Source organism: Pseudonocardia sp. ICBG601, assembly GCF_020496245.1.
The window spans coordinates 232,749-257,350 of sequence record NZ_JAHLJA010000002.1 but is presented as its reverse complement, the minus strand read 5'-3'; the positions used below and the strand labels follow the sequence as shown (position 1 = coordinate 257,350).

General features: G+C 73.6%; 22 protein-coding genes, 1 tRNA gene and 1 pseudogene. 13 read left to right on the top strand and 11 right to left on the bottom strand.

The features are described 5' to 3' along the window. Positions 1-34 precede the first annotated feature (34 nt). The 5 genes from KPL57_RS01290 (at position 35) to KPL57_RS01270 (ending at position 4,843) form a co-directional block, all read left to right on the top strand. Complete coding sequence (locus tag KPL57_RS01290; protein ID WP_226350063.1) at positions 35-2,128, top strand: hypothetical protein; 2,094 nt, start codon at positions 35-37, stop codon at positions 2,126-2,128. Between the two features lie 56 nt (positions 2,129-2,184). Next, complete coding sequence (locus KPL57_RS01285; RefSeq protein WP_226350062.1) at positions 2,185-3,015, top strand: DUF3105 domain-containing protein; 831 nt, start codon at positions 2,185-2,187, stop codon at positions 3,013-3,015. A 7-nt stretch (positions 3,016-3,022) separates the two neighbouring features. Then, complete coding sequence (locus tag KPL57_RS01280; protein ID WP_226350061.1) at positions 3,023-3,697, top strand: DUF305 domain-containing protein; 675 nt, start codon at positions 3,023-3,025, stop codon at positions 3,695-3,697. A 106-nt stretch (positions 3,698-3,803) separates the two neighbouring features. Beyond that, a complete protein-coding gene (locus tag KPL57_RS01275) occupies positions 3,804-4,691 on the top strand; it encodes an alpha/beta fold hydrolase (RefSeq protein WP_226350060.1) in 888 nt (295 codons plus the stop codon). Between the two features lie 80 nt (positions 4,692-4,771). Then, a tRNA-Arg gene (locus tag KPL57_RS01270) sits at positions 4,772-4,843 on the top strand. A gap of 76 nt (positions 4,844-4,919) precedes the next feature. On the opposite strand, the gene KPL57_RS01265 is transcribed toward KPL57_RS01270, so the two are convergent. Genes KPL57_RS01265 through KPL57_RS01250 form a run of 4 tightly spaced genes read right to left on the bottom strand, consistent with a single transcriptional unit; the run spans position 4,920 to position 7,786 of the window. Continuing rightward, positions 4,920-5,531, bottom strand: a complete 612-nt coding sequence (locus KPL57_RS01265; RefSeq protein WP_226350059.1) for a GNAT family N-acetyltransferase — start codon at positions 5,529-5,531, stop codon at positions 4,920-4,922. A 40-nt stretch (positions 5,532-5,571) separates the two neighbouring features. Next, positions 5,572-6,054: a DinB family protein gene (locus KPL57_RS01260; RefSeq protein WP_226350058.1), complete on the bottom strand. Its 483-nt coding sequence runs from the start codon at positions 6,052-6,054 to the stop codon at positions 5,572-5,574. A 2-nt stretch (positions 6,055-6,056) separates the two neighbouring features. Beyond that, positions 6,057-6,713 carry a class I SAM-dependent methyltransferase gene (locus KPL57_RS01255; RefSeq protein WP_374203648.1) on the bottom strand — a complete coding sequence of 219 codons (657 nt, stop codon included), beginning with the start codon at positions 6,711-6,713 and terminating at the stop codon, positions 6,057-6,059. Positions 6,714-6,766: 53 nt separating this feature from the next. Continuing rightward, positions 6,767-7,786 carry an alpha/beta fold hydrolase gene (locus KPL57_RS01250; RefSeq protein WP_226350057.1) on the bottom strand — a complete coding sequence of 340 codons (1,020 nt, stop codon included), beginning with the start codon at positions 7,784-7,786 and terminating at the stop codon, positions 6,767-6,769. A gap of 65 nt (positions 7,787-7,851) precedes the next feature. On the opposite strand from KPL57_RS01250, the gene KPL57_RS01245 reads away from it, so the two are divergent. Next, on the top strand, positions 7,852-8,457 hold the full coding sequence (locus tag KPL57_RS01245; RefSeq protein ID WP_226350056.1) for a helix-turn-helix domain-containing protein: 606 nt from the start codon (positions 7,852-7,854) through the stop codon (positions 8,455-8,457). A 281-nt stretch (positions 8,458-8,738) separates the two neighbouring features. On the opposite strand, the gene KPL57_RS01240 is transcribed toward KPL57_RS01245, so the two are convergent. Next, a complete protein-coding gene (locus KPL57_RS01240) occupies positions 8,739-9,317 on the bottom strand; it encodes a TetR/AcrR family transcriptional regulator (RefSeq protein ID WP_226350624.1) in 579 nt (192 codons plus the stop codon). Between the two features lie 74 nt (positions 9,318-9,391). Between KPL57_RS01240 and KPL57_RS01235 the strand changes: the two genes are divergently transcribed. Both KPL57_RS01235 and KPL57_RS01230 read left to right on the top strand, forming a co-directional pair. After that, a complete protein-coding gene (locus tag KPL57_RS01235) occupies positions 9,392-10,924 on the top strand; it encodes a class I adenylate-forming enzyme family protein (protein ID WP_226350055.1) in 1,533 nt (510 codons plus the stop codon). Between the two features lie 28 nt (positions 10,925-10,952). Then, positions 10,953-12,146, top strand: coding sequence for an aromatic ring-hydroxylating dioxygenase subunit alpha (locus tag KPL57_RS01230; RefSeq protein WP_226350054.1), 1,194 nt, complete (start codon positions 10,953-10,955; stop codon positions 12,144-12,146). A gap of 1,070 nt (positions 12,147-13,216) precedes the next feature. On the opposite strand, the pseudogene KPL57_RS65780 reads toward KPL57_RS01230, so the two are convergent. From KPL57_RS65780 to KPL57_RS01215, 3 genes and pseudogenes are all read right to left on the bottom strand, one after another. Beyond that, positions 13,217-13,312 (bottom strand): annotated as a pseudogene (locus tag KPL57_RS65780) (hypothetical protein); the annotation flags it as partial. 1,132 nt (positions 13,313-14,444) lie between these two features. Next, positions 14,445-15,206 carry an SDR family NAD(P)-dependent oxidoreductase gene (locus tag KPL57_RS01220; RefSeq protein WP_226350053.1) on the bottom strand — a complete coding sequence of 254 codons (762 nt, stop codon included), beginning with the start codon at positions 15,204-15,206 and terminating at the stop codon, positions 14,445-14,447. Between the two features lie 29 nt (positions 15,207-15,235). Then, positions 15,236-16,345 carry an LLM class flavin-dependent oxidoreductase gene (locus KPL57_RS01215; RefSeq protein WP_226350052.1) on the bottom strand — a complete coding sequence of 370 codons (1,110 nt, stop codon included), beginning with the start codon at positions 16,343-16,345 and terminating at the stop codon, positions 15,236-15,238. Positions 16,346-16,546: 201 nt separating this feature from the next. Between KPL57_RS01215 and KPL57_RS01210 the strand changes: the two genes are divergently transcribed. Genes KPL57_RS01210 through KPL57_RS01190 form a run of 5 tightly spaced genes read left to right on the top strand, consistent with a single transcriptional unit; the run spans position 16,547 to position 20,803 of the window. Beyond that, entirely contained in the window at positions 16,547-16,945 is a 399-nt protein-coding gene (locus tag KPL57_RS01210; RefSeq protein WP_226350051.1) for a Zn-ribbon domain-containing OB-fold protein, read from the top strand. Next, positions 16,942-18,072 (top strand): thiolase family protein, encoded by a 1,131-nt coding sequence (locus KPL57_RS69225; RefSeq protein ID WP_226350050.1) that lies wholly within the window; start codon positions 16,942-16,944, stop codon positions 18,070-18,072. Before KPL57_RS01210 ends, KPL57_RS69225 begins: the two co-directional genes overlap by 4 nt. Then, positions 18,069-19,343: a cytochrome P450 gene (locus KPL57_RS01200; RefSeq protein WP_226350049.1), complete on the top strand. Its 1,275-nt coding sequence runs from the start codon at positions 18,069-18,071 to the stop codon at positions 19,341-19,343. Before KPL57_RS69225 ends, KPL57_RS01200 begins: the two co-directional genes overlap by 4 nt. 17 nt (positions 19,344-19,360) lie before the next feature. Further along, positions 19,361-20,149: an SDR family NAD(P)-dependent oxidoreductase gene (locus KPL57_RS01195; RefSeq protein ID WP_226350048.1), complete on the top strand. Its 789-nt coding sequence runs from the start codon at positions 19,361-19,363 to the stop codon at positions 20,147-20,149. A gap of 18 nt (positions 20,150-20,167) precedes the next feature. After that, positions 20,168-20,803 (top strand): TetR/AcrR family transcriptional regulator, encoded by a 636-nt coding sequence (locus KPL57_RS01190; protein WP_226350047.1) that lies wholly within the window; start codon positions 20,168-20,170, stop codon positions 20,801-20,803. Between the two features lie 51 nt (positions 20,804-20,854). Here KPL57_RS01190 and aspA read toward each other — a convergent pair whose 3' ends face one another. Genes aspA through KPL57_RS01175 form a run of 3 tightly spaced genes read right to left on the bottom strand, consistent with a single transcriptional unit; the run spans position 20,855 to position 24,599 of the window. Further along, positions 20,855-22,255 carry an aspartate ammonia-lyase gene (aspA, locus tag KPL57_RS01185; protein WP_226350046.1) on the bottom strand — a complete coding sequence of 467 codons (1,401 nt, stop codon included), beginning with the start codon at positions 22,253-22,255 and terminating at the stop codon, positions 20,855-20,857. After that, complete coding sequence (locus tag KPL57_RS01180; protein ID WP_226350045.1) at positions 22,252-23,211, bottom strand: asparaginase; 960 nt, start codon at positions 23,209-23,211, stop codon at positions 22,252-22,254. The genes aspA and KPL57_RS01180 overlap by 4 nt, the downstream gene beginning before the upstream one ends. Continuing rightward, the gene (locus KPL57_RS01175; RefSeq protein ID WP_226350623.1) at positions 23,208-24,599 is read right to left on the bottom strand and encodes an amino acid permease; all 1,392 of its coding nucleotides are present in this window, start codon (positions 24,597-24,599) and stop codon (positions 23,208-23,210) included. The genes KPL57_RS01180 and KPL57_RS01175 overlap by 4 nt, the downstream gene beginning before the upstream one ends. Positions 24,600-24,602: the final 3 nt, after the last annotated feature.

Sequence of the window (24,602 nt, the reverse complement as noted above, 5' to 3'; positions counted from 1 at the left end):
GGTATCCGCACCCCGACCGGCGACGATGCGGGGCGTGACGCCCCCCTCCACCGACCGGAGTACCCGCGCACCCGTCGTCTCCGGGGCGGTGGCGCTGCTGCTCGGGGCGGGGTTCGTCGCGGTGTCGCTGGCCTACAACCGCGGGAGCCTGGTCCCGCCGCTCGACGACGTCTACATCCACCTGCAGTACGCCCGGCAGTTCGGCGACGGCGAGCCGCTGCGCTACCAGCCGGGTGCGGAGATCACGACGGGCGCGTCGAGCCTGCTCTGGATGGTCCTGCTCGGCGCCGCGCACACGGTCGGGTTCGACGGCCGGTGGCTGCTCGCCGTCGCCGTCGCGGGCGGGGTCGTCGGCGTCGCCCTCGCCGCGGTGTTCACCTCGGCCGCCGCGACCCGGCTGGGCGGCCACGCGGCCGGGTGGTGGGCGGGGCTGCTCACCGCGCTGTGCGGGCCGCTGCTGTGGGGCGGGGCCAGCGGCATGGAGGTGGGTCTGCTCGCGGCCCTGGTCACCGGCACCCTGCTGTCCTACCTGCGCGAACGTCCCCGATTCCGGTGGACGCCGGTGGTCGCGGCGCTGCTGGCCCTCACCCGTCCCGAGGGCTTCCTGGTCGCCGCCGCGTTCGTCGCCGCGATGCTGTGGACGCTGTACCGGCACCGGTCCTCCCCCGCCGCGGCGCCGTGGTGGCGGGGCGTTCCCGTCGTGCTGCCGGTGGTGGTGTTCGCCGGGCAGCTGCTGCTGTTCCGGGTGCTCACCGGGACCTCCCAGGCCAACGGGGTGCTCGCGAAGTCGTGGCTGCACACGGGGTTCCTGCACCAGCCGCTGGAGATCGCCGACCACGTGCAGCGCAACGTCGCGGCGCTGCTCGCCTCGCTGGCCGGGCTGTCCGGGCAGGACGTGCTGGCGCCGCTCGCGCTCGTCGTCGCGGTGCTGGGGGTCGCCGCGCTCGCCGCGCGCCGGGAGCGGACCCTCGCGGTCGCGCTCGGCGGCGGGCTGGTGCTGGTGGTGGCGGCCGTCGCCACCCTGACGACGGCGATGTGGCAGGACCTGCGCTACCTGCAGCCGTTCCTGCCGCTGCTGCTCCTGCTCGTGGTGCTGGGCGCCGGTCTCGTGCCGCACCGGGCGGCGCGCGGCGGGCTGCTCGCGGCGGTGCTGCTGTTCACCGTCGCCGCGACGCCCGCCTGGGCGCTACGGCTGGGCCAGCAGGCCTCGGCGATGCGCGAGGGACCGGTGAGCGTCGCGCAGTGGATCGCCGGGAACGTGCCGCCGGGCGAGGCCGTCGCCGTCAACGACGTCGGCGCCGCGGCCTGGTTCGGCGGTCACCGCACCGTCGACCTGGTCGGCCTGACCACGAACGGGATGGCGGCGCCGTCGCTGAACGGGCCCGGGACGCTCTACGAGGCCCTGCGCGCGCTGCCGCCGGACGAGCGGCCGCGGTGGTTCGCGGTGTTCGACCGGTGGGGCGGGGTCCCCGTCGCCGACCTCGGCCGCGCCGGGCTGCTCGGCACCGAGCCGGTCATCACCTTCGGGCTCGCCGGGCCCGCCCGGCCCATCTCGGCGTCCGCACCGCAGACCTGCCAGATCGACCGCAGCTGCGACCGGGTGAGCATCTGGCGTGCGGACTGGTCCGCCGCGGACTCCGCGCAGGCACCGGACGCACCCGTGCCCGGCCGGATCGTGGACCACCTGAACGTCGGGGACACCGCCGACGAGGCCGCGCACGGCTGGACGACCGACCCGCCGGTGCTCGGCGTGCAGCCGGACTCGGTGCTGGACCGGGCCGCCGTCGCACCGGGACGGCTCGTCGCCGACAGCGGCCGGCACGTCGTCGGCGGGGAGACCTTCACCCTCGGCGGCACCGTCCCCGGACGGCCGGTCACCCTGACCGGGCGGATCGGTGCCGGGCCCGCGCTGCCCGGCGAGCGGACCCGGGTGGTCGCCGTCGACGTCGACGGCCGCCCCGCCGGGGAGTGGACGCTGCCGGACGCGCAGCCGTGGGCGCAGGCGTCGTTCACGGTGCCCGGGGAGCTCGTGACCGGTGACCGCGTCACGGTGACCACCCGCCCGGTCGCGCCGCTGCTCGCGCCCTACCCCGACTACCGCTCCTACGGGTGGTGGGCGAGCCGCTGACGGGGTCTTCCTAGACTCGGGCGAACCCGCCCGCCGACCACGAACAGGACTCCCCCATGGCCAGCGGCAAGTCCGGCAAGAAGCGACCGTCGATGCCGAGCTCGGTCGGCCGGCGCCAGTTCCCCTGGGGCATGGTCGCCGCGATCACCGTGCTGGTGCTGCTCGCGGGGGCGTTCATCGTCTACCCGCTGGTGCAGCGCAACCAGAACCGGGCCTGGGAGCCCTCCGACGACAACCGCAACCCGGCGCTCGCGATCCCCGGCATCGTCAGCCAGGACTACCCGGGCCTGCAGCACGTGCTCGGCTTCCAGCGGGTCGCCTACACCCACAGCCCGCCCTTCGGCGGCGCGCACGACGGCTTCTGGGCCGCCTGCAACGGCGTGGTCTACCCGAACCCGGTCCGCTCGGAGAACCTCGTGCACTCCCTGGAGCACGGCGCCGTGTGGATCGCCTACAACCCCGACACCCTCGACGAGGCCGGGCGGGCCGCGCTGGCCCAGCGGGTCGAGGGCCAGCCGTACACGGTGATGTCGCCCTACCCGGGGCTCGACGCGCCGATCTCGCTGCAGTCCTGGGGCAACCAGCTGAAGGTCCAGACCGCCGACGACGAGCGGATCGACCAGTTCGTCCGCGCACTGCGCCTCAACCGCTTCACCCACCCCGAGGTCGGCGCCTCCTGCGACGCCCTCGGTGCGCAGGGCTTCGACCAGGACAACCCGCCGGCCTTCCAGCCGATCCCGGAGCAGTCCACCGTCGACGGGCAGACGATCCTGCCCGAGAACCAGGGCGCGACCCCCGGCGGCGCCCCGGCGCCCGACCCCGCCGTCCCCGGGCAGCCCGCACCCGGTCAGCCGGCCCCGGCGCCCGCGCCCGCCCCCGGGCAGTGACGCCCCGATGACGACCCCGGCCGACGAGACCCCGCTCTGGCGGAACCCGATCACGATCGCGCTCGGCGTGATCGCGCTGGTCGCGGTGCTCGTCGCCGGGTTCGCGGTCCGCGGCGCGTTCGGCCCGTTCGTGCCCGAGCCGGGCTCGGTCGACGTCGGGTTCGCCCAGGACATGACCGTGCACCACCGCCAGGCCGTCGAGATGGCGTCCTGGGAACGCGACCGCGCCACCGACCCGCGGGTGCGGCAGCTGGCGTTCGACATCGAGACCACCCAGAACCAGCAGGTCGGCCGGATGCAGGGCTGGCTCGGCCTGTGGGACGCGCCGAGCCTGCCCAGCGGCGGCCACATGGCCTGGATGGACGACTCCGCACACGCCGGCATGTCCGGCATGTCCGGGACCTCCGGCGGCGTCGCGACGATGCCGGGGATGGCGAGCACCGCCGACCTCGCCCGGCTGCGGGCCACCCCGCCCGGCACCGCGCTGGACGTCGAGTTCCTCCAGCTGATGCTGCGCCACCACCTGGGCGGCGTGTCGATGCTGGAGTACGCCCGCGACCACGCCGACACCGGCGAGGTCCGCAACCTCGCGTCGCAGATGCTCTTCTCGCAGAACTCCGAGGCGGACCTGATGCGCGGGCTGCTCGCCGAGCGCGGCGCGGCCCCGCTGCCCCTGGGCTGACCGCCCCGGGTGCCGGGGCTGGACGACCGGCACCGCGGCGCGCTCTGATGGGAGCTGCCGCGGACGCCGGCGCCACCCCGTGGCCATCCGCGGCCGAGGAGGCCCCGTGAGCAGCACCGCGACCGTCGACGTCCCCCACCTGGGCGGATCCCGGATCGGGTACCGGTCCGGCAGGCCGCACGACCCGTCGCTGCCGACCGTCGTCATGGTCAACTCCTTCACCACGACCGTCGACCTCTACCGCCCCCAGTTCGAGGACACCGCGCTGTCGGGCGCGGCGAACCTGCTCGCCCTGGAGCCCTACGGGCACGGCGCGACGAGGTCTGCCTACCCGCACTTCACCTACTGGGACAGCGCCCTGGCGAACCTGCAGGCCATGGACGCGCTCGGCGTCGACCGGGCCTTCGTGCTCGGCACCTCGCAGGGCGGCTGGGTCGCCGCCCGGATGGCGCTGCTCGCCCCGGACCGGATCCAGGGCATCCTCCCGCTCGGCACCTCGATGGACTTCGAGAGCCCGGCCAGCCGCGAGCGGGGCTGGTGGGACGGCATCGAGTTCTGCACGCCGTCGGTCGACGCGCTGGCCGCCCCGGTCGACGACGACTGGGTGGTGCCGGAGGAGTTCGTCGACGCCGTCCTGGGCGCGGGGCTCGGCGAGGGGATCGGCGACGACTTCCGCGCGTTCTGGCGGCGGACCTACCGCGAGACCTACACCGGCGACGACGGCCGCCACCGCCTGCGCGTCTGCACGGTCAACCTGCGGGACCGCGACGGCCTGCACGGCAGGCTCGACGAGGTCCGCTGCCCGGTGCTGTGGCTGCACGGGACCGACGACACGGTCTACTCCGTCGCCAACGCCGAGGACGGCATCCGGCGTTTCACCGGTGCCCGGCACGCCGAGCTCGAGATCGTGCAGGGCGGGCAGCACTTCCTGAGCGCCTCGAACCCGGAGGAGGTCGACGCCGCGGCCCTGGCCTTCGTGACGCGGTGGGCGTGAACGGGGCCCGGCGACGGGCATGATCGGCACCCCCGCGCGGGCGGGCCGGGTGCGATGCGCTATCTTTCTCCCATCGCACGGCCCCCGTAGCTCAGGGGATAGAGCACCGCCCTCCGGAGGCGGGAGCGCAGGTTCGAATCCTGCCGGGGGCACGTCAACGCTTGACAGAGAACGCGGCCTCTCACCTGCTGGAACAGGGTGAGGGGTCGCGTTCGTCGTGTCCGGCCGTCATCGGCTGTGGGTGGCTCGTTGCGGGCGCGCCGGCGACGTCCCGTCGACGGTGCGCGTCACCACCCAGCGGTGCGGGGAGATCGGTCGGGTGCGGGTGAACCCTCGCCGCTCGAACACAGCCATCGGTCCGGTGTGCAGGTACGAACCCGGGACCGCTCGGTCGTCGGTCTCCTCCGGATACCCCTCCACGACCCCGCCGCCCAGGCGATCGATCTCGGCCAGCGCGCCGCCGAGCGCGATGTCGGCGACTCCCCGCTGCCGCAGCCCCTTCCCGGTGAAGAAGCAGGTGATGCGCCAGTCGGGCAGCCGCGTCAGCTCCTTCTCGTACCGCCGCCGGCTCTTGATCTCGGGGAGCTCATGCGGACTGCCGAACTGGCACCAGCCCAGACACGTGTCGCCGTCGAGAACCAGTGCGTTGTGAGTGGCACCCGACCGCACGAGCTCACGCTTCTCGGTTCGATTCTGCTGCGGGCTACGGCCTCTACCGAGCTTGACGTGGAAGCCCATGCACCAGCAACCGCCCCAGACGCCGTTGTTCGCCTCGACCAATTCGGCGAACGAAGCCCAGTTGTCCTCGTTCAGCATCGCGACCGTGAGAGCGTTCGCCATGGTGGGTCACTCTGCCAGCAGGTCGGCGAAGGCTCACTCCTCAGCGCCCGGTGCGGCCGTCGATGCGTTCGCGGAGGATGTCGGCGTGCCCGGCGTGGCGCCCGGTCTCCTCGATCATGTGCACCAGCAGCCACCGTCTCGACGGGGCCGACCTCCGTCCCGCGGGCACCGGCGCCGCCCGGTCCAGGTCGGTCCAGGTGGCGATGACGGCGTCGGCCCGGGCGGTGGCCTCCCGGTAGGCGGCCACGACGTCCTCGGCGGTGTCCTCCTCCCGCGGCCGGAAGGTCGCGGGCCAGTCGCGGACGGCCTCGCCGAGGAAGTAGTGGCGTTCGACGTGCGTCAGGTGCGAGACCAGGCCGAGCAGGCTGGTCCCCGAGGGGACGCCGGGCTCGCGGGCGGCGGGGTCCGGGACGCCGGCGGCCTTGGCGACGACCGCGCCGCGGAGGTGGCCCAGGAACCCGGTCAGGACGCCCTTCTCGTCCGCGACGTCGCGGGGGAGGCCGGTGTCGTGGTGTCGGGGCACGGTCAGCTCCGGTCGGAGGGGACGGCGCCGGCGCGACGCAGGACCAGGACGGTGTCGACGACCGTGGCGGTGCGGCCGTCGGGGCCGGTCGCGAGGCGCCGGGGCTCGTCGGCGCGCTCGACGGCCCACCCGTCGGGGTCGAGGCCGAGCCCGGCGGCGATCTCGGCGGCGGTGGGGTGGCGGGTGTCCGGGTCCTGGTCCCACGACCACGGGGCGACGGACCCGTGGTCGACGACGAGGAGCACCCCGCCCGGGCGCAGTGCGCGCGCGGCGGTCCGCAGCACCGCGTCGCGGTCCAGCGTGAACGGGGTGTGCAGGTACTGGGCGGAGACCAGGTCGAACGTCCCGTCCGGGAACGTCGTCGCGAGGTCGTGGCGCTCGGCGCGGATCCGCTCCGCGAGCCCGTCGGCGCGACCACGACGCGCGAGCCCGTCCACGGCGGCGGCGGAGATGTCCACCGCCGTGACGTGCCAGCCGCGCCGGGCCAGCCAGATCGTGTCGCCCCCGGCACCGCATCCGAGGTCCAGGGCGGTGCCCGGTGCCAGCGGGCCGGCGACCTCGGCGAGCAGGGGGTTGGCGCGGACCTCTCCCCCACCGCGGCGGCGGTACAGCTCGTCCCAGAAGGTCTCGGGGTCGGACGCGGTCGGCATGGGGTCCATCGGTGGTTCCTCCGGGAGGTGTCGGTGTGCGGGTGGGAAGGAGGGGTGGGCCGTCACGGCAGGAAGGTGAGCAGCTCGGCGAGCACGAACCCCGGGTTCTCCTCGGGCAGCCAGTGCCCGCTGCCGGGCACCTCCACCGCGCGGACCAGGTTCGGCAGGCGCGACTCGACGGACGGACGCGTCGAGGCGAGCAGCCCCTGGGCGGTCATCAGCATCGTCGGCGTCGGGACGGGTGCGGCCGCGGTGTTGTCGCGCTCGTCCCGGCCGAGCGCCCGGTAGAGCTCGAAGCCGCCGCTCAGGACCTGGGGCCGGCTGTAGGTCCGGGTGAACTCGTCGATCTCCCGCTCGTCGAAGGGCGGCGTCGTGCGGCTGCCGCCGAAGCTCTCCCCGTCGTGCGCGACCTGGGCGTAGAACAGGCTCAGGTACTCGCGCACGTCGTCGGCGACGACGGTCTCGGGCACGACCCGCTTCGTGTGGAACGCGATGTGCCAGCTGAACGTGGCGTACCGGGCGGCGCTGAGCGCGGGACCCGGCAGCGGGTAGTCGAGATGGGCGTAGCGCAGGACCTCGTCCGGGTACTGGGCCGCGTACCGGAACCCGACCCCGGCTCCCAGGTCGTGCCCGACGATGCGGACCTCGCGCAGACCCAGGTGCTCCGCGACCAGTCCGTGCACGTACCGGGCGAGGGTGGCCTTGTCGTAGCCGGTGGGGACGCCCTCGCTGTCCCCCAGGCCCGGCAGGTCGACCGCGTAGACGGTGTAGTGCTCGGCGAGGGCGGGCATGATCGGCCACCACGCGTACCAGGACTGCGGCCATCCGTGCAGGAGCACCACGGGCGGGCCGGTCCCGCCGGCGACGTAGTGCATCCGCACCCCGTCGACGTCGGCGAACCCGTGCCGGAACGCACCGTCGAACCCGGGGTCGTCCCGGGTGGCTGCGTCGAACCCGATCGCGCCGGGCGGGACCGGTGCCGGGCCGGCGCCCGGAGCGGCATCGGTCCCGCACCCGGCCGTCAGGGCCAGCACGGTGAGGGCGGCGGCCACGGCGCGGTGGGCCGGTCGGAGAAGGTTCACCTCCGCAGCATCGACACCCGCCGTCCCTGCTTGCAAGAATTCTTGCCGATCGGCAATCTGGCGGAATGGACGACACCGGACACGACGTGCTCGCCGGAGTGGGCCCGCGGTTGCGGGACCTGCGCCGTCGCCGCGGCGCCACCCTCGACCAGCTCGCGGCGGAGACCTCGCTGACCGCGAGCACCCTGTCCCGGCTGGAGACCGGGAAGCTCCGGCCGACGCTGGAGCAGCTGTTGCCCCTCGCCCGGGCGCACGGGGTCCCGCTCGACGACCTCGTACAGGCGCCACCGACCGGTGACCCCCGCATCCATCTGCGCCCGGTGCGCCACCGCGGGCTGGTGTTCGTCCCGCTGACCCGTCGCGGCGGCGGGGTCCAGGCCTTCAAGGTGATCTACCCACCGGCCGCCGCGTCGCCGACGACCGCCCTGCAGACCCACGAGGGCTACGAGTGGTTCTACGTCCTCGACGGCCGGGTGCGCCTGGTCCTCGACGACACCGAGCACCTCCTCGACCCCGGCGAGGTGGTCGAGTTCGACACCGGCACACCGCACTGGATCGGCAGCGCCGACGACCGGCCCGCCGAGACGCTCGCGCTGTTCAGCCTCCAGGGCGAGCACGCCCACCTCGGCCGGGGTGCGACCCGTGCCGCGCACGACGGCCGAGGCCACTGAGGGCATCACCGGCGAATCCGGCCCGTTCGACGCAGGGCACGGCGGAGCGACGAAGCTGATCGAGCGGTCCGTCCTCGGCGAGCTTCAGTCGGCCCCCATGCGCGGTCACCGGCAGCGGAGCAGCGGGTCGATCGCCCGACGCCACTCAACCCAGCGCCCCGCTCCTGCCGCTGTCACTCCTCGGTGACGCAGAAGAACGCCTTGACCTGCTTTTACTAACGTGGTTAGCTTATTGTGGTCGCACGGGAACGGACACGAACCGGTACCCGGACACGCGGGGCTCAGCCGGGGAGATCCACCCCGCGCAAGAAGGTCCGCATCATCTCGACGAAGCGTCGTTCGTCCTCGTCATCCGAGGCGGGCACCAGGTCGTCGGGACCGAGTCCCTGCAGCGCGGCGCGCCCGTTCGCCGTACTGATCGCCGAACCGATCGTCATCCGATGCGCAGCTTCGAGGAGGAACAGATGCACGCGCTCCGGGACGCCCTGCCCCTCCAGTAGGAGGGAGTACCGCCGGTAGAGCCGCACGAGCAGCGGCTGCGGAAAGTACGCGACCACCAGCGGCACGGCACGCGGGTGCCGCAGCAGTGAACGGCGGAACAGCGTCGACTCCTCGACGAGCCACTCCCGCCACTGCCCGGCGGCGGGATCCGGCACGCGCGGGGTGTCCAGCACGATGGTCCGGGCGACCTCCGCCAGGATCTCCGCCTTGTCCGCGAAGTGGTTGTAGAGCGACGGCGCCCGGACGCCCAGGGCCGCGGCGAGCCGTTCGAGACTGAGCGCTGCGGGCCCGCCCTCGTCGACGATCGCCAGCGCGGCGCGGGCGGCGCCGTCACGCGTGATCAGCGGCCTGCGCCCCATCACCACCTCATCTCCTGTCGGACCGAGCCTACGGCCCACACCCACCACCACCTCACGACGGAGGACGCTCGACGATGCGCAACACCACCGTTCTCGATGCCCTGGGCGCCTGGTCGAGGCGTCGCCCCGACTCGCCTGCGCTGCAGGACCCGGCGCGTTCCCTGACCCGGCGCGAGCTCGCCGCGGCGCAGGACGCCGCCGCCGCCGCGCTGGTCGAGGCCGGGGTCCGGCCCGGCGACCGGGTCGGGGTACTCGGTCCGCTCTCCGTCGACTGGGCAGTGGCCGCGCTCGGCGTGCTGCGCGCGGGCGCAGTGCTGTGCCCGCTCAACGAACGTCTGGGAGCGTTCGAGCTGGCCGAGGTCCTCCGTCGGATCGACCCGGTGTTGGTCGTCGCCGATGACGGACACCGCCCGACGCTGGACGGCATCGACGCCGACACCCCCGCGGTCCGCTCCCTCGCGGCGATGCAGGAACGCCCCGCTGCGGGACGTTCCGTCTTGCCCGACCTGCCCCGCGACCCGACGCAGCCGGCGTGCATCCTGCCGACCTCGGGGTCGACCGGACGCCCGAAGGGGGTCGTGTACACCCACGAGGCCCTGCTCGGTGCGTTCTTCGAGTGGGCACTGCAGGCGCCGGAGCTGCTGCGTGGGCGGGCACTCGGCGTCAGTGCGTTCTCCTTCGCCGCGGGGCTGCTCAACGGCCTGCTCGGCCCCCTGGTGCTCGGTGGCAGCGTGGTACTGCTCCCCCGGTGGGACGCAGCGACCGCACTGCGTCTGATCAGGGACGAGCAGATCACCACCTTCGCCGCCACCACCATCTTCTACGAGCAGATGGCCCGGCTCCCGGAGTTCGCCGACGCCGACCTGTCCTCGTTGACCGTGGCGTTCACCGGCGGGAACCCGGTCACCACCGAACTGATCGAGGCCTGGGCTGCGAAGGGCGTCGGGCTACGACAGGCCTACGGCCTCACCGAGTCGCTGTCGAACGTCACCTTCCCGACCGTCGAGATGTCCGTGCGCAGCCCGGAGTCCGTCGGCGAGGGCGGCATCCTCACCAGGGTCGTGGTCACCGACCCCGACGGCGTCGTACTCCCGCCGGGCGAGCCCGGGGAGATCCGGATCTCGGGGCCCGGACTCGCCGCCGGCTACTGGCAGGACGAGGAGCACACGGCGGAGGCCTTCGCCGACGGGTGGCTGCGGACCGGCGATGTGGGCGTCGTCGACGACCACGGTGCGCTGCGTGTCGTCGGCCGCCTGAAGGACATGATCATCAGTGGCGGGATGAACGTCTACGCCGCCGAGGTGGAACGCGCGGCGCTCGCGCTTCCGGGCGTGGTCGAGGTGGCGGTGATCGGCGTGCCCGACGACGAGTTCGGCGAGACCCCGGCGCTGCTGCTGCGAGCGACCGAACCGTTCTCCGACCAGGCCGTACTGGAGCACTGCCGGACCCGCCTGGCCGCGTACAAGATGCCCCGCTACGTCGTGTTCCTCGACGAGCCGCTTCCGCGGACACCGAGCATGAAGATCGACAAGGCGGCCGTCCGAGACCGCCACACCGACATCCCCGCCACGCACCGTCGGCACGCACGTACCCCCCTGCCCGCGTGAACCGGGCCCCGGACGAGAGGACCAGCGCATGAGCATTGACGAGACCCCGGTGACCGGGCGGCAGGACCGCGCGTTCCGCACCATGCTCCGACACGTCGAGAAGGGCAGTACCGACTGCCACGACGAGATCGCCCGGTCCGAGGCAGCCGAGTACCGGGACCCGGGGCTGGCCGCCCTCGAACGCGATCGGGTGTTCGGCGAGGTGCCGTTCATCGTCGGCCACGGCTCGGAGATCGCGCGGCCCAACGAGTTCCTGACCCGCAGGCTGCCCCGCAACAACGCCATCGTCATCCGACAGCGCGACGGCGGCGTCAAGGCGTTCGTGAACGCGTGCCGACACCGCGGGGCCCAGCTCGTCGACGAGGCGTCCGGCCGGTGCCGGCTCTTCTCCTGCCCCTATCACCGCTGGTCCTACGACCCGAGTGGTGAGCTGCGCACCGTCACCCTCGACGACACGTTCGGCGACTTCGACCGGACTGCGTTCGGTCTGGTGGAGCTGCCCGTGCAGGAACGGCACGGGTTCCTCTGGATGATCGACAACGCGAAGCGCGGGATCGACGTCGAGAGCTGGCTCGGCCCGGAGATGGACGCCATCCTCGCCGGGTACCGGATCGAGGACCTGGTGAGCGTGACTCCACAGTCGTTCGACCGGCCGACCAACTGGAAGATCATGCAGGACGGCTTCCTCGACAACTACCACGTCAAATACGCCCACCCGAACACGGCGGGCAAGGTCCTGCACACCAACAAGCTGGCGCTCGAGGACTACGGCAGGCACTTCTGGTTCCTCGCGGCACGCAAGAGCATCGACCGGTTCGTCGACGACGAGGACCCGGCCGGGGCCGACATCGCCAAGCACACGATCGAGAGCTGCTTCCTCGCGCCGAACAGCATGCTGCTCAAGCACGCGACGCACGTCGAGCTCCTGACCTTCCGGCCCTATGGCGACGACCCCGCGAGCTCGGTGATGGAGATGCGGATCATGGCGCCCACCACCGAGGCGCTGGAGATGGATCAGGAGCGCTGGGACGCGCTCTGGGCGAAGAACTGGAAGATCATGATCTCGATCATCCACGACGAGGACTTCCCGATCCTGGAGGGTTCGCAGGCGGCGATGCGCAGCCAGGACGCCGGGACGATGCTGCTGGGCCGCAACGAGCTGGGTAACCATCTGTTCCGGCGGGAGCTGAACCGCCTGGTCACGGCCGAGCCGGGCGCGTGACGACCACCGCGGGCCCGCCCGGCCTGGTCCGGCTGCGGGAGGTGCCGGACCTGACCGTGGCGGCCCGCGAGCTGCTCGCGCGGGCGGCCCGGTTCGACGCCGAGATGGGCTTCGGCCCACCACCGCCGGACCTCCGCCGCCCGGTGGACACCGTCATCGAGATCGACACCTGCCTGCACCGCCACGACGTCGCGCACGACGACCACTACGTGCCGGCCGGTGTCGTGTGCATCCGTGACCTCGGCGGGGGCACCGGGTCCGTCGAGCTGGTCGTCGACCCCCTGCGTCGTGCGATCGGGGTGGCGACCTCGGTGCTGGAGGTGCTCGGCACCGAGCCGGACCCGGTGTGGGGCTGGGCCGGGACCGGGTTGCACGTGCTGCACGCCGTCGCGCTCGGCAACCATCCGGCCGCCGAGCGCCTGGCGCGGCGGTCCGGTGTGGCCACCGACGCCGTCCGGCACCACCTGGTGCTCCCCGTCGACGAACCCGCACCCGACGATCCGCAGCTCACCCGGGACCGGCCGGACGGCACCGTCGCCGGCACCGACGACGACCGCGAGGTGGTCCTGCGCGACGTCACCGGGGGGTCCGCCCGTCTCCGACGGCCGGGCCCGGACGGCGCGCTCGCCGGGATCTCGGAGATCGCGACCGCACCCGGTACGCCGGAGCACGCACGGTGCGCGGCGCTGGTCACGCTCGTCGGCGCGGCCGTCGTCCGGCTGCGGGCGGAAGGTGCGGGAGCCGTCGAAGCGGTCGCCGACGCGGGCGACGGAGCGCTGCTGCTGGCGTTGCGCCGGTTGCGCTTCGAGCACGACCGCACCGACCTGGTCTTCCGCATCGGACCGGCCCGCTGACGCCGGGCCCGGTGTCAGGCCCGCGGACGCTCGTCGACGACCCGCCGGGCCTTGAACGTCGTCTCGGGCAGCGTCCCGGGATCGAGCAGCGCCACCGGCACGGTGATGGCGACGGCCCGGCGCAGCGCCTGCGGCGGGCAGGCCGTCGAGCGCCGTGGCGGTGGGCGCCGAGACCTCGGCCTGCACCGTGATCTCGTCCAGCGCGGCCGGGCGAGCGACCCGGATCCGGAACTCCGGCCCCAGCCCGTCCACCGAGCGCAGCGCCGTCTCGACCGCCGACGGGAAGACGTTCGCCCCGCGGACGACGAGCATGTCGTCGAGCCGGCCCAGCACGCCCTCGGGCATCCGCGGGTAGGTCCGCCCGCACGGGCACGGGTCGTCGGCGAGGTAGGTCTCGTCCCCCGGCGCGAACCGGATCATGGGCTGGGACTCGCGCCAGAGGTGGGTGTAGACGACCGCGCCGCGCCCGCCGACCGGCACCGCGGTGTGCGGGTCGTCGGGGGCGACGACCTCCACGTGCACCTCGTCGGTGATCAGGTGGGTGCCGGTGCCCGCGGTGCAGCCCACGCTGGTCTGGAACGGGTACATCTCCGACGTCGACCCCGCGTCGACGACGGTCGCGCCCCAGCCCTGCTCGATGAGGTGGCGGGTCCCGGGCAGGGAGCCCCCGGGCTCACCGCCCACCAGCAGGGTGCGGACCGTCCCCGCCGCGAGGTCGATGCCCATCCGCTCGGCCACCGACAGCAGGTGCACGCAGTACGACGGCGTCGCCGTGAACACCGTCGACCCGAGCCGTCCGATCAGCTCGAGGTGCCGCTCGGAGTCGGTGACGCCGAGCGGGAACACGGTCGCGCCGATCCGTTCGAGCCCCTGCAGCACACCCCAGCCGCCGAAGAACAGCCCGAACGGGAACCCGACCTGGGCGATGTCGTCCGGCCGGACACCCGCACACCACTGGGCCATCGCGTGCACGTCCGCGGCGCGGTCCCAGTCGCCCCGTGACACCGCGTAGAGCGTCGGTGTCCCCGAGGTGCCCGACGAGCCGTGGATCCGGGCGATCCCGGTCGACCCGCCGGGCGTGGAGAAGTCCCGGGTGTAGCTGCCGAACGGCGGATGCTCGGCCTGGTCCGCCACCAGCATCCGCTTGGTGACCACCGGGACCTTCGCGGTGAAGTCCGCGAGCGAGCGCACGTCGTCGGGGTGGAAGCCGTGCGCGTCGTAGTGCCTGCGGTAGAACGGCAGCCGGTCGTAGGCGTAGTGCAGCTGGTGGCGGATCCGGTCCAGCACCACCGCGTCGCGGTCGCGGGGGTCGCGGGTCTCCCGTTCGGCGTCCCAGAATCGGGCGAACCCCCGGTCGTCACGGTCGGTGCCGTCGACGACGGTGTGCGGCACGGCGGCGCTGCTCATGCGTGTCCTCTCTGCGGCGGGGTGGTCTCGGCGGCGGTCAGCCGGCGCTGCCCTTGGCGTTCCACCCGCCGTCGACGGGCAGGACCTCCCCGGTGAGGAAGGACGCGTCCTCCGACAGCAGGAACGCGGCCGCGGCGGCGATGTCGGCGGGCGTGCCGAGCCGCGGGATCAGGTGGGCCGCGACGAAGTTCTCCCGCATGCTGTCGGTGATCCCGGCGAGGATCGGGGTGTCGATCGTGCCCGGGCAGATGCAGTTCACCCGGATCCCGCGCGGGCTGTACTCCATCGCGACCTGCTGGGTGAGGCTGACGACGCCGCCCTTGGCCGCGCTGTAGGCGGCCAGGTTCTCCAGGCCCTTGAGCGCCGCCATCGACCCGATGTTGAGGATCGACCCGCCCCCGCCGTCGAGCATCCGCGGGATGACGGCCTGCATCCCCAGCCAGACGCCCTTGAGATCGGTGTCGACGACGTGGTCCCACCCGGCCTCGTCGAGGTCGACGACGTTGTCCGGCCCGAGGGTGTTGGTGACGCCCGCGACGTTGCCGAGGGCGTGCACCCCGCCGAACCCGCCGACGGCCTCGTCGACCAGGCGCTTCCAGTCGCCCGGGCGGCGCACGTCCATCACGACGTGCGCGGCCCGCCCGCCGGCGTCGACGATCTCGCGGGCGGTCGTGTCGTCGTCCTGCAGGTCGCCGACCACCACCGCGGCGCCCTCCGCGGCCAGCCGCAGCGCGATGCCGCGGCCGATCCCCTGCACACCGCCGGTGATGACGGCGACCTTCCCGTCGAACCTGTTCATGCTCGCTCCGATCTCGAAGGGGGTCGGGGTCAGGCCCGGCCGAGGGCCACGTTCGCCAGCCGCTCGCGGCGGGCCATGTTCTCCCGCGGGGTGAACTGCGGGGTGACGTAGCGGGCGAACAGCTCCAGCGAGCGGTTCCAGCGGTCGGTGGTCACCCAGTCCCGGGTGTTGATGAGGAAGGTGCCGAAGCCGCCGGTCTGCTCCTCCAGCTCCCTGATCGACCGGATGCAGTCCTCCGGGCTGCCGACGATCCAGGGGATCTCCTCGACCATCCACTCGAAGGTGAGGTCGGCGTCGTCCATCCCGTGGCCCTTCTTCATGAGGGCGCCGAGGCCGAGGCCGAGCAGGTACTCGTAGGAGCGCCGCACGCCCTCCCGGATCTCGTTCATCGCCTGGTTGCGGGAGTCGGAGACGTAGACCTCGCGGCTGACCCGCCAGTTCCGCCGTGCCTCGGCGGGGTCGAGTCCCGCCTGCTCGGCGGCGCCGACGAGCGCGGCGGCGTGGGCGGCGAGGTCGGGCGCGTCGGTGTAGCCGCGGTTGTCGGTGGGCGCGAAGTACACCGAGAGCGCCTTCCAGCCCTTCTCGCCGCACCGCGCGTAGTTGTGGGTGCCGGTGAGCCCGGCGATCGCGAACGGCGGGACCTCCTGGTAGGGCCCGACCTGCAGCTGGCGGTTCTCGTACTTCCAGTAGAGGCCCTCGTAGCTGACCGGCTCCTCGGAGGTCAGCAGCTGCCAGATGATCTCCAGCGCCTCGTTCGTGCGCGGCTTGGCCTCGGAGCGCTCCAGCCCGAACAGGGCCTGGTCGGTCGGCAGCCCGCCGCCGCCGAAGCCGTACTCGAGACGGCCGTGGGTGAGGTGGTCGAGGAACGCGAGGCGCTCCGCCACCTGGAACGGGTCCTGGTAGGGCAGGTTGACCACGCCGGTGCCGAGCCGGATGCGGCTGGTGACCGCGGACGCCTTGGCGATCATGTACTCGGGCACCGGGACGTTCTCGAAGCCGCCGGTGTGGTGCTCGCCGATCCAGTACTCGTGGAAGCCCAGCTTCTCCGCCAGCACGATGTCGTCGATGTCCCGGTCGTAGGACAGCGTCCAGTTCTCGTGCGGGGGGTGCTCGGGCATCGTGAACAAGCCGAACCGCATCGGTCGGACCTCCTGGCCGCACTCGGCCGGCGTAGCCTCGTTGCCAAACGCCGGGTTGTTTTCAGTCCGGCAAACAGTGACCTGGTTCACCTGACCTGTCAAGAACTCCGTTCGTAGCGGGACAGACCGCCCCTGTGCGTCGTTGATAACTGACCCTCGGTTTGTTTTCATGGCGGGACACCCGACCCAGGAGAGCCGCCCGTGCCGCACGCCGACGCCGTCGACCCACGCCCCCGTTCCGAGCTCGACGCCGACGGGACGTGGCGGCTCGCCGGGCTGCGCTGTCCGGGGTGCGCGGCCGTCTCCGCACACGTGTGGCCGCGGTGCCCGGCGTGCGGCGGACCGGTGGAGCGGGCGTCGTTCGGTCCGGGCGGCACCGTCTGGAGCAGCACCGTCGTCCGGATCCCGGTCGCCGGGCGGGAGCCGCCCGTCGCGCTGGCCTACGTGGACCTCGACGACGGGCCACGCGTCCTCGCCCACGCTCCGCTCGGACCGGACGCGCCGCCGGTCGGCTCCCGGGTCGTGCTCGTCGCGCCGACCGCGGCGGGCGACCCGGCGGTCGGCACGGTGCCCGGTACCGGCGCGGGGGTGGCGTCGTGACCGGGGTCGCGGTGCACGGCGTCGGCACCTCCCACTTCGGGCGCAGGCCCGACCGGGACGCCGTCGCGCTCGTGCACGACGCGGTGTCCGAGGCGCTCTCCGACGCCGGGGACCCGGCGCTCGACGCGGTCTGGGTCGGCACGGTGTTCGGCGCGCCCGGGGTGGCCCAGCGGTCGCTGCGCGCGCTCGGGATCACCGGGATCCCGGTGGTCACGGTCGAGAACGCCTGCGCGAGCGGGACGACGGCCTTCGCCGAGGCCTGCGAGGCCGTCCGCTCCGGCCGGTACGGGCGGGTGCTCGCGCTCGGCGTCGAGCGGATGAGCGCGGCGTTCGACGGCGCGATCACCCCCGAGCCGTCCGACCCGGAGCAGGCCTCGGGCCTCGCGCTGCCCGCCCTCTACGCCATGAGCGCCGCCCGCTACCTGGCGCTCGGCGCCGTCACGCACGCGCAGCTGGCGGCGGTGTCGGTGAAGAACCACGCGCACGCCCTGCACAACCCCCGCGCCCAGTACGCGGGGTCCTACACCGTCGAGCAGGTGCTCGGGTCCCGCATGATCAGCGACCCGCTGACCCTGCTGCAGTGCTGCCCGACCTCCGACGGCGCCGCCGCGGCGGTGCTCGGACCGGCCCGCGGGACGGGCCGGGAGGTGGCCGTGCGCGGGGTGGCGCTGCGCAGCGGCGCGCCGTGGAACGAGCGGTCGCCCCACGTGTGGGGGTACGACCTGACCCGCGACACGGCCGCCGACGCGCTCGCCGCCGCCGGCCTGGACTCGGTGTCCGACGTCGACGTCGTGGAGGTGCACGACGCCTTCACGATCGGCGAGATCGTCACCGTCGAGGCGCTCGGGCTGGTGCCCCCCGGTGCGGGCGGACGGGCCGCCGAGACCGGCCTGACCGCACTCGGCGGCCGGCACCCGGTGAACCCGTCCGGCGGGCTGCTCTCCCGTGGCCACCCGCTCGGCGCGACCGGGCTCGCCCAGGTCGCGGAGATCGTGTGGCAGCTGCGCGGCGAGGCGGCGGACCGGCAGGTCGAGGGGGCCCGGATCGGGCTGGTCGAGACGATGGGCGGCGGCGTCTCGGTCCTCGACGGCAACGCCTGCGTCGTCGCCGTCCTGGAGGCACCGTGACCACCACCCCGCCCGACGCCGCCCCGTTCGACGCCGACAGCGCCGACCTGCTCTCCGCGGAGGCCGTGGCCGACCCGTACCCGCTGCTCGCCGCGCTGCGCGAGCACGACCCGGTGCACTGGAGCCCGCGGTACCGCTCGTGGTTCCTCACCCGGTTCGACGACGTCGACGCCGCACTGCGCGACGTGCGCTTCTCCTCCGACCGGATCGCCCCGTACCGGCGGGCCAAGCTGGACCGTCCGGGCGCCGACCCCGGGCTCCGCTACGCCTTCGGGGTCCTCGAGGAGTGGATGGTCTTCAAGGACCCGCCGGACCACACCCGGCTCCGCAAGCTGCTCAGCCGCGGGTTCACCCCGCGGGCGGTCGCCCGGATCCGGCCGCGGGTCGAGGAGCTCGCCGACGAGCTGCTCGACGCGGCGACGCCCTCCGGCGCGGGCACCCTCGACGTCGTCCGGGACTTCGCCTACCCGCTGACCGCCTCGGTCATCGCCGAGATGCTCGGGGTCCCCCGGCGCGACCAGGACGACTTCAAGGTCTGGTCGGACCGGATCACCGGCCTGGTGTTCGGCGGTATGGGCGACGCCGGGCGGCACGCCGACGGGGCGAGCGGGATGGCCGAGCTGACCGGCTACCTGGCGGACCTGGTCGCGGCCCACGAGCGCCAGCCCGCCGACGACCTGCTCTCGGCGCTGATCAGCGCGCGCGACGAGCACGACTCGCTGAGCCACGACGAGCTCGTCGCCACCGGGGTGCTGCTGCTGTTCGCCGGGCACGAGACCACCACGAACCTGATCGGCAGCGCGGTGCTGGCGCTGCTGCGCCACCCCGGGCAGCGCGCCCTGCTCGACGCCGACCCGCAGCGGTGGAGCGGCGCGGTCGAGGAGGTGCTCCGCTTCGACGGTCCCGCCAAGACCGTCGCGCGGGTGATGGCGCAGGACGTGGAGCTGCGCGGACGGACCCTGCGCCGCGGGGACCGGGTGTTCCTCAGCCCCTCGGCGGCCAACCGCGACCCGGCGGTGTTCGAGGACCCGGACAGCTTCGACATCACCCGCCGACCGGGCCGCCAGCTCGGCTTCGGGGTCGGGCCGCACTACTGCCTGGGCGCACCGCTCGCGCGGCTCGAGGCCGCCGTCGCCGTGCCCCGGGTGCTGGCACGGCTGCCCGGCCAGACCGTCGACGAGGACGGGCTCCGCTGGGCGCCGGTGCTGCTGTCCCGCGGGATGGAGCGGCTGCCCGTGCTGCTCGACCCGGGTCCGCCGGACGCCCGGTGACCGGGGAGGATGGGCGGGTGACCGACCCGCCGGCAGCGCTCCCCGGCGGGTTCCGGCTGGACGGCCGGGTCGCCGTCGTCACCGGCGCGTCGTCCGGGCTGGGTGCCTGCTTCGCCCGGGTGCTGGCCGGTGCGGGCGCCGACGTCGTACTGGGCGCGCGCCGGGCCGACCGGCTGGAACAGGTGCGGCGCTCGATCGCCGACACCGGGCGCCGCGCCGTCGCGGTCGTCACCGACGTCGCCGACCCGGACCACTGCGAGCGGCTCGTCGACGCCGCCGTCACCGGGCTGGGCCGCATCGACGTCCTCGTCAACAACGCCGGCACCGGCTACGCCGCCCGCGCGGAGACCGACGACCACGGGCGGGCGGCCGCGCTGCTGGAGGTCAACCTGCTGGGGGCCTACGCGATTGCCGCGGCCGCGGGCCGGCGGATGATCGACGCGGGCCGCGGCGGCGCGATCGTCAACGTCTCCTCGGTGCTCGGGCTGACCGCCGGCACCGTGCCGCAGGCGGCCTACTCGGCGTCGAAGGCGGGGCTGGCGGGGCTCACCCGGGACCTGGCGGCGCAGTGGGCCCGGCACGGCGTCCGGGTCAACACGCTGGCTCCCGGCTGGTTCGCCTCGGAGATGACCGGCCCGCTGCTGGAGCACCCGCGCGGGCGCGACGCCGTCGTCGACCGGATCCCGCTGGGCCGCCTCGGCGAGCACGACGAGCTGGCCGGGCCGCTGCTGCTGCTCGCGTCGCCGGCGGGGTCGTACCTGACGGGCACGACGCTGTGCGTCGACGGCGGCTGGACGATGCACTGAGCGGGAAGGGGTGAGCTGATGCCGCGACCGAGTCGCTGGCCGGACCTCGTGCGTGCGGCCGGGGAGGAGTTCCGGGAGCACGGGTACGACAACGCGACGCTGGAGAGCATCGGGGCCCGGGTCGGGATCCTGAAGGGCAGTGTCTACAACTACGTCGGCAGCAAGGAGGAGCTGCTGCTCGCCGTCGTGGACCGGCCGGCGCAGGCGCTGCTCGCCGAGCTCGACCGGCTGCGGGCCGACACCGACAGCAGCGTGGCGATGCGGCTGCGCGAGCTGATCCGGACCCAGGTCCGGATCTTCTCCGACTACTACCCGGCCGCCTTCGTGTACCTGCAGCACGTCGGGCGCTTCCGGTCGCCGGTCTTCGCCCGGTTCGACGACATGGACCGCCGCTACATCGCCGCGGTCGAGTCGCTGCTGGCCGAGGGGGTGGACAAGGGTGAGTTCTCGCTGGCGGGCTCGCCCGCCGTGGCCGCCCGCGCCGTCGTCGGCATGCTCGACTGGATGCAGCACTGGTTCACCCCGCAGAGCGGTGAGGCCGACGCGCGCCTCGCCGACGAGCTCTTCGCGATCGCGCTCGGGGGCCTGCTCACCGCGGGCGGGGTGCACAGCCTGACCCGCGGACTCCCCTACGAGGCCCCGCCGCAGCCCTGACACCCGTTCCGCACCGGGTGCAGGGCCGCGGCGGGCCCTGCGCGGGCCTTCTCAGCGGAGCCCGGGGCGGGCCAGCACCTCCGGGCGCAGCAGCCGGGCCAGCTCGTCGGCCGGGATCAGGCCCCGTTCGACGACGAGCTCCACGACCCCGCGGCCCGACGCGAGCGCCTCCTTCGCGATCTCGGTGGCGGCGGCGTAGCCGATCGTCGGGTTCAGGGCGGTGACCAGCCCGATCGAGTTCTCCACGTAGCCGCGGAGCACGTCGGTGTTGGCCGTGATGCCCGCGACGCAGCGGGTCGCGAGCGTCCGGCACGCGGCACCCAGGTGCGTGATCGACTCCGACAGCGAGTGCAGGATGATCGGCTCGAACGCGTTGAGCTGCAGTTGTCCGGCCTCGGCGGCCATGGTGACGGCGACGTCGTTGCCGATCACCTCGAAGGCGACCTGGTTGACCACCTCCGGGATCACCGGGTTGATCTTCCCGGGCATGATCGAGGACCCGGCCTGGACCGGCGGCAGGTCGATCTCGTTCAGACCGGCGCGCGGGCCCGAGGACAGCAGCCGCAGGTCGTTGCAGGACTTCGACAGCTTCACCGCGATCCGCTTGAGCACACCCGACAGGTGCACGAACGCGCCGCAGTCCTGGGTGGCCTCCACCAGGTCGGCCGCGGTCCGGACCGGCACCCCGGTGATCTCGCCCAGGTGCCGGCAGGCCGCCTCGGCGTAGCCGGGTGCGGCGTTGAGACCGGTCCCGATCGCCGTCGCGCCGAGGTTGATCTCGTGCAGCAGCGCCGCGGCCTCGGTGAGCCGCTCGCGGTCCTCGCCCAGCATCACCGCGTACGTGCCGAACTCCTGCCCGAGGGTCATCGGCACGGCGTCCTGCAGCTGGGTGCGGCCCATCTTGAGCACGTCGTGGAACTCGACGGCCTTCGCGGCGAAGGCGCGCTCCAGCACGTGCATCGACTCCGACAGCTCGCGCGCCGCCAGGATCGTCGCGACGTTGACCGCGGTCGGGTAGGCGTCGTTGGTCGACTGGGACATGTTGACGTGCTCGTTGGGGTGCACGACGTCGTAGCGGCCGCGCTCGTGGCCCAGCAGCTCCAGCGCCCGGTTGGCGACGACCTCGTTGGCGTTCATGTTCGTCGAGGTGCCCGCACCCCCCTGGATGACGTCGACGACGAACTGGTCGTGCAGGGCCCCGCCCCGGATCTCGGCGCAGGCGGCCACGATCGCGTCGGCCACCTCCGGATCCAGCAGCCCCAGCTCCCGGTTGGCCAGGGCCGCGGCCTCCTTCACCGCCGCGAGCGCCTCGATCAGGTGCGGGTAGACGGCGATGGTGGTGCCGGTGATCGGGAAGTTCTCCCGGGCCCGGGCGGTGTGCACGCCCCAGTAGGCCTCGGCGGGGACGTCGCGGTCGCCGAGCAGGTCGTGCTCGTGACGGACGGCGCTCATGCGGTCTCTCCTTCGGCGGTGGCCAGGGGGCCGGTGACCCGCAGGTCGGTCCGACCCGGCGGGAGGTGGACGCCGCACCGGGCGAGTGCGGCGGTGACGACGGGGCGCAGGGCGCGCAGCCCGCCGTCGGCGATCTTCACGGCGACGGCGGTGCCGTCCGGCAGCGCGGCGACGGTGACGGCCTCGAAGCCGTCCTTGGCGAGCAGGCCGGGCACCGCCCGCATCAGCGCGGTGACCGGGCGCCGCGATCCGCCGACGAGCTCGGGGTGCCGGCGCATCCCGGCCGCGACCAGGCCGTCCGGGGACTCCGGGTCGGCCGTCACGAGCCGGGCCAGCGCGCCGGCCAGCCCCCGCAGCGAGACGGCGAACAGCGGTGCCCCGCAGCCGTCGACGGCGGTCCGGGCGACCGGGGCGCCGGTGAGGTCCTCGACGGTCTCCCGGATCGCGGTCTGCAGCGGGTGCCGCGGGTCCAGGTAGCCCTCGGTCGGCCAGTCGCGCAGCAGACAGGTCCGCAGCATCGCGGCGTGCTTGCCGGAGCAGTTCTGCGCCAGCTGCGACGCCGACCGGCCCGCGGCGAGCCAGGCGTCCCGCTCCTCGGGGTCGTAGGGCAGGTCGGCGGGGTTGCCCAGCGCGCCGATGCCGATCGGGCCGAGCAGTGCCCGGACGGCGCCGAGGTGGGCCTGCTCGCCGGAGTGGCTCGCGGCGGCGATCGCGAACCCGGACGGACCGGGTCGCAGCCCGAGCCGGGCCATCGCCGCGGCCTGCAGCGGCTTCGCCGTCGAGCGGGGGTAGAACGCGACGTCCGGGTCCCCCGCGGCGAACAGCGTCGAGCCGTCCGGGGCGAGCACCACGACCGAGCCGTGGTGCACCCCCTCGACCATGCCGTCGCGCAGGAGGTGCACCAGCGGTTCGTGGGCCGGTACCCCGATCCTCGGCGGGGCGGCCAGCTGGGTCATACCGTGTCGTCCTCTCTGTCGTCCGTGCTGTGGTCCGTGCTGTCGTCCGCGCCGAAACCGGTCCGGTCGAACGCGGACATGTCGATGCGGTTGCGGACCGCGTACCAGCCCGCGACCAGGGCGCCGACGATCACCGGCAGCCCCATGAGGGTGATCCGGCCGACCTCGTCGAAGGCCATGAGCACGACGACGGCGGCGAGGAACACCAGCGTCGCGACGTGCGTGTACGGCGCGCCCGGCAGCCGGAACGCGGGCCGCTCGACGCCTTCGCGGCGGCAGCGGCGCACGAACAGCAGGTTGCTGATCATGATCGTTCCCCAGGTGCCGAGGATGCCGATCGCGGCGAAGTTCAGGACGATCTCGAACGCCTGCGCCGGGACCACCGCGTTGAGCCCGACGCCGAGCACGCAGATCGACGAGGTCAGGAGGATGCCGCCGTAGGGCACCCCGCGCCGGCTCATCACCCCGGTGAAGCGGGGTGCCGACCCCGACGCCGCCATCGAGCGCAGGATCCGGCCGGTCGTGTAGAGGCCGGCGTTGAGGCTCGACAGCGCCGCGGTGAGCACGATCAGGTTCATGATGCTGTCCGCGCCGGGCAGCCCGAGCCGGGCGAGCACGGTGACGAACGGGCTCTCCCCGGCGGAGTACTCCGTCCACGGCAGCAGCATCGTCAGCAGCACCACCGAGCCGACGTAGAACAGCGCGATCCGCCAGACGATCGAGTTGATCGCCCGCGGCATGACCTTCTCCGGGTGCTCGGTCTCTCCGGCGGTGACGCCGACCATCTCGATCGCGGCGTAGGCGAACACGACGCCCTGCACGATGAGCACCGCGGGCAGCAGCCCGGCCGGGAGGATCCCGCCGTTCCCGGTGATCAGGGACGGTCCGGGGGTGACCCCGTCGATCGGGGTCTGCGTCGCCAGCAGCCAGATGCCCAGCAGCATGAACGCCACCAGGGCGCCGACCTTGACGATGGCGAACCAGAACTCCAGCTCGCCGAACAGCCGCACCGACACCAGGTTGACCACGAGCACGACGGCCAGCGCGACCAGGGCGAGGACCCACTGCGGGACCGGGGTGAAGAACGACCAGAAGTGCGCGTAGAGCGCGATCGCGGTGATGTCGGCGATCCCGGTCGTCGACCAGTTGAGGAAGTACATCCAGCCCGCGACGTAGGCGCCCTTCTCCCCCATGAACTCCCGGGCGTAGGACACGAACGCACCCGACGAGGGCCGGTAGAGGATCAGCTCCCCCAGCGCCCGGACCACGAGGAACGCGACGACGCCGCAGACCGCGTAGACCAGCGCGAGCGCCGGTCCCGCCTGGGCGAGGCGGCCGCCGGCACCGAGGAACAGCCCGGTCCCGATCGCCCCACCGATGGCGATCATGTG